Below are 4,909 nucleotides of genomic sequence, written 5' to 3'. Positions count from 1 at the left end.
ACCCGGGTGACCTCGTCGGCGAACGACGACAGCTGGTCCACCATCGTGTTCACCGTCGACTTCAGCTCCAGGATCTCGCCCTGCGCGTCCACCGTGATCTTCTGCGACAGGTCACCCTTCGCCACCGCCGTGGTGACCGAGGCGATGTTGCGCACCTGCGACGTCAGGTTCGACGCCATCGAGTTCACGTTGTCGGTCAGGTCCCGCCACGTACCCGAGACGCCCTTGACCTGCGCCTGGCCACCCAGCTTGCCCTCGGTACCCACCTCGCGGGCCACCCGGGTCACCTCGTCGGCGAACGACGACAGCTGGTCCACCATCGTGTTGACGGTGTTCTTCAGCTCCAGGATCTCGCCCTGCGCGTCGACGGTGATCTTTTGGCTCAGGTCGCCCTTCGCGACGGCGGTGGAGACCTGCGAGATGTTGCGGACCTGGCTGGTCAGGTTGCCGGCGAGCTGGTTCACGTTCTCGGTGAGGTCGCGCCAGGTGCCGGAGACCCCGCGCACCTGGGCCTGGCCACCCAGCTTGCCCTCGATGCCCACCTCGCGGGCCACCCGGGTCACCTCGTCGGCGAACGAGGAGAGCTGGTCCACCATCGTGTTGACGGTGTCCTTCAGCTCCAGGATCTCGCCCTGGGCGGCGACCGTGATCTTCTGCGACAGGTCGCCCTTGGCCACCGCGGTGGAGACCTGGGCGATGTTGCGCACCTGCGCGGTCAGGTTCGACGCCATCGAGTTGACGCTGTCGGTCAGGTCCTTCCACGTGCCGGCGACGTTCGGCACCTCCGCCTGACCGCCGAGCTTGCCGTCCGTGCCCACCTCCCGGGCCACCCGGGTCACCTGCTCGGCGAAGAGCCGCAGCGTGTCGGTGAGCGAGTTCATCGTGTCGGCCAACTCGGCCACCTCGCCGCGCGCCCCGACGGTGATCTTCTGCGACAGGTCGCCCTTGGCCACCGCCGTCGCCACCTGTGAGATCGACCGCACCTGGCCGGTCAGGTTCGACGCCATGGTGTTCACCGAGTCGGTGAGGTCCTTCCAGGTGCCGGCGACGCCCCGGACGTCGGCCTGGCCGCCGAGCTTGCCCTCGGTGCCCACCTCGCGGGCCACCCGGGTCACCTCGTTGGAGAAGGACGACAGCTGGTCGACCATCGTGTTGACCGTGCGGCCGATCCGCAGGTACTCACCGCGCAGCGGGCGACCGTCGATCTCCAGCGCCATGTGCTGGGAGAGGTCACCGTCGGCCACCGCCACGATCACCCGGGCGATCTCGGTGGTCGGCCGTCCCAGGTCGTCGATCAGCGAGTTGATCGCCCGCTGCCCCTCCGCCCAGGAACCGTCGAACCCCTCCTCGTCGAGGCGTTCGGTGAGCCGGCCGTCCCGGCCGACGATCCGGCTGATCCGGCGCAGGTCCAGGTGCTGCCGCTCCTGGATCGACACCACGTCGTTGAAGGCGTCCGCCACCTCACCGGCCGCACCCGCCCGCCGGGGCAGCCGGACCTTGAAGTCGCCGCCCCGCACCCGGCGCAGCGCCTCCGCCAGCTCGACGAGAAGCGCCGCGTGCTCGGAAGCGGACGGATCCGCGGTCACCGACTGTTTCGCGCTCATCATTCCTCGCTCAGCTCGGGGCCACCGGCGCTTGCCGACACGCCGCCATCCCATCATTGTGCCCGCGCGGATGTCGATGCCACGGACGCGAGGTGCGCTCCGCGCCCGGTGTGGCGCCGTCCGTGCCGCGCCGTCCGGCTTGGCACCCGGCCGACGGCGATGGAGGATACGAGGGTGTCAGCGGAGACGGGGCCCGCGTCGGACCGGGGCCGGGACGAGCACGTCCGGCGCGTCCGGCTGCCCGCCGACCGGCGTACGCCGGCCGCTGCCCGGGCGCTGGTCCGCTCGGTGCTGGCCGAGGCCGACCTCGACGACCTGCTCAACGAGGCGCTGCTGCTGACCACCGAACTCTCCACCAACGCGGTGGAGCACGCCCGCACCGAACTGGACATCGAGGTCGTCGCCGACCCGGCCGGGCTCACCGTGACCGTCTCCGACTTCGCCACCGGCCCGGTGGACGAACTGGTGGTCGGCATCCGCAGCGACACCGAGGACATCGGCGAGGTCTCCGAGCGGGGCCGGGGGGCTGCTGCTCGTCGACCACTTCGCCAGCCGCTGGGGGACGACGTACCTGCCCACCGGCAAGGGGGTCTGGTTCCGGCTGGACCGCCCCGGTGCCACCCCGGCCGGCCCGGTGGCGCTGGAGCACGTCCCCGCGAACGGCGGGGAGGGCACCGTGACGGCGAGTTCCGCGCCGAGCGCTGCCGCGATGAGCGAGCTGACCCAGACCAGCCCCGACCCGAACGCCGACGACCCGCTGCCCGACTTCGCCGCCGACCTGCTCACCCGGGTCGCCGAGATGGTGGGCGCGGCCGGCGGCGTGATCCGGCTGGACCGGGGCGACGGGCAGGGCACCCAGCCGCTGGCCCGGTACGGCCGCCAACCCCGCCCGGGCAACGAGCTGCTCCAGGTGCCGTTGGCGGTGCACCGCCCGTACGCCGGGGAACTGGAGCTGGACGCGGCCCCCTCGGCGTACGCGCGACCGCTCGCCGTGCTCGCCGCCGAACGGCTGTCGCTGCACCTGGAGAACGACCGGCTGCGCCGGGCGGACGTCCGCCGGCAGGCGTGGCTGACCTTCCTCGCCGAGGCGAGCGAGCTGCTCGCCCAGTCGCTGGACGTCGAGCTGACCATGGCGCTGATCCCGCAGCTGGTGGTGCCCCGGCTCGGCCAGTGGTGCGCCGTGCACACCACCGACGAGTGGGGCCGGCTGCGGCTGGCCGCCGCCAGCCACGCCGACGAGTCGATGCTGCCGCAGCTGCACAAGGTGCTCCAGGAGGTCGGCCCGGACTCGGTCCAGGCCCGGCTGCGGGAGGCGTCCCGCAGCGCCGCGCAGGTGCCGCTGGGCCCCCCGATGGAGGGCTTCGCCGTTCCGTTGATCGCCCGCGGCCAGCGGCTGGGCACCCTGGCGGTGGGGCGGCACCTGCGGCACCGGCACGACCCGGACGAGGTCGCCGTGCTGGAGGACGTGGCCCGTCGGGCCGCCCTCGCCATCGAGAACGCCCGGATCCACGCCGAGCGGCGCCGGGTGGCCCAGACCCTGCAGCAGTCGCTGCTCCCGCCGGTGCTGCCGGTGGTCGAGGGGATCGGCTTCGCCGCCGAGTACGTCCCGACCGGCGACGACGCCGAGGTCGGCGGCGACTTCTACGACGTGCTGCCGCTGCCCGACGGGCGCTGGCTGGTGGTGATCGGCGACGTCTCCGGCAAGGGCGTGCAGGCGGCGGCGGTCACCGGGCTGGTGCGGGACGTGATCCGGGTGCTGGTCGGCGACGGCAAGCCGCTGCCCGAGGTGCTGGCCCGGCTGAACGAGACCCTGGTGGAGCGCGGCGGCGGGCGCTACTGCACGCTCGCGCTCGCCGCCGTCGGGCCGGGCCGGTACGGGCAGCTCGACGTCTCGCTGCACCTGGCCGGCCACGACCGCCCGGTGCTGCTGCGCGGCACSGGGGGCGCCGCCTTCGTCGGCACCGGCGGCACCGCGCTCGGCCTGATCGACACGATCACCTCGCCGACGGCGGAGATCCCCCTCGCGGCCGGCGACTCGCTGGTCTTCTACACCGACGGGGTGACCGAGCGCCGGCGCGGCCGGGAGCTGTTCGGCGTCGACCGGCTCCGGGACGCGGCCGCCCCGCTGGCCGGGTACTCGGCCGACGTGGTCGCCGCCCGGCTGCGCGCCACCGCGATCAACTTCTCGGTGGAGACGCCCCGGGACGACATCGCCATCCTGGTGCTCCGCAACGACGCCCTCTGAGCCCGTCGCCCGGCTGATCAACTCGATTTGCGGCGTGTCGCGGTGTGCCGGGCGCCGGAAGGCGCGACATGTCGCAACCGGAGTCGATCACCCCCCCTCCGCCGGGGAGCCCGGACGCGAGGGACATCGCACGCATGTCGATGCGCGTACCGTCACCGCATGTCGGATGTCGCGGGTGTCAGCGAGGAACGCCGTCCGCGGGTCGGCGTCATCCTCGCCGGGCACCTCGTGCTCGCCGGGGCGCTCGTCGTGCTGACAGCGGCCTACCTGGGTCGGATGGCCAGTGTCGGGGTGGGCCCGGCGGAGATGGTCACCGGCCAGTACGACCCGAAGGACATGGTGCCGTTCGGGATGAGCGGGGCGAACCCGTTCGCCTGGCTCTACCTGGCCGTGTCCCTGCTGTATCTCGCGGGAGTCGTGCTTGGGCCGGCGCTGGCCCTCTACACCGCGGAGGTACTGGTCCGGGAGCGCGACCGGCTGCCGCCTCGCGCCCGGGCCCTGCTGCTCGCCGCCACGCTCACCACGCTCGCGCTGACGGTGCTGCGCTTCACCCCGGCGCTGCACGACATGCAGCGCTGGTGGCTGGACTGACCGTCGGCGCTCAGAGCCCGCCGGGCAGGCGGCCCGGGGCGAGCCGCCGGTGCGGGTCGAGATGCTCCTTCGCCGCCCGCAGCCGGGGAATCACCGCCGCCTCACCCCACACGTCGACGGCCTGCCGGACCGGCTCGGGCGCGTTGACCACCACGCACCGCCCCCGCCGGGCGAGCAGCACCCCGCGTACGGCGGCGAGGATCGAGGCGACCCGCTCGCCGGACAGCCCCCCGGGCAGGGCCGCGTGCACCACGCCCAGGCCGGCGGAGCCGCGCACCGGGACCGGAGCGCCGGCCGCGTCCCGCAGCGCGTAGACCGCGGCGTGCAGGTCGTGATCGGCACCTCGATGCGCAACGCGGTGTCGCCCGGCCCGAACGGGTAGCGCCGCCACCACGGCGGAGCCGCGTCGAGCACGCTCGCCTGGCCCTCGAAGAGGGCCACCAGCCGCTCGGCCCGCTCGGTGACGTCG

The 4,909-nt window shown here is 73.6% G+C and carries 2 protein-coding genes and 2 pseudogenes; 2 read left to right on the top strand and 2 right to left on the bottom strand.

Translation table 11 applies throughout. The features are described from left to right. Positions 1-1,607: HAMP domain-containing protein (locus tag JNW89_RS27795; RefSeq protein WP_238451320.1), on the bottom strand; the 1,607-nt coding region annotated here is incomplete at its 3' end. Positions 1,608-1,763: 156 nt separating this feature from the next. Between JNW89_RS27795 and JNW89_RS27790 the strand changes: the two are divergent. Together JNW89_RS27790 and JNW89_RS27785 are read left to right on the top strand one after the other, a co-directional pair. Further along, positions 1,764-3,849: pseudogene (locus JNW89_RS27790) on the top strand (SpoIIE family protein phosphatase). A 159-nt stretch (positions 3,850-4,008) separates the two neighbouring features. Continuing rightward, positions 4,009-4,440, top strand: a complete 432-nt coding sequence (locus JNW89_RS27785) for a hypothetical protein (protein WP_238451318.1) — start codon at positions 4,009-4,011, stop codon at positions 4,438-4,440. Positions 4,441-4,450: 10 nt separating this feature from the next. Here JNW89_RS27785 and JNW89_RS27780 read toward each other — a convergent pair. Then, positions 4,451-4,909: pseudogene (locus JNW89_RS27780) on the bottom strand (FAD-binding oxidoreductase); the annotation flags it as partial.

The sequence above is a fragment of the Micromonospora sp. 4G55 genome (assembly GCF_016803375.1).
Note: the sequence above shows the minus strand (reverse complement) of the source record. Positions and strands in the feature narration are given on the sequence as shown.

Excerpts from the sequence above, each read along its gene's own strand:
- JNW89_RS27785 (WP_238451318.1), top strand. The coding sequence starts at position 4,009 with ATGTCGGATGTCGCGGGTGTCAGCGAGGAACGCCGTCCGCGGGTCGGC.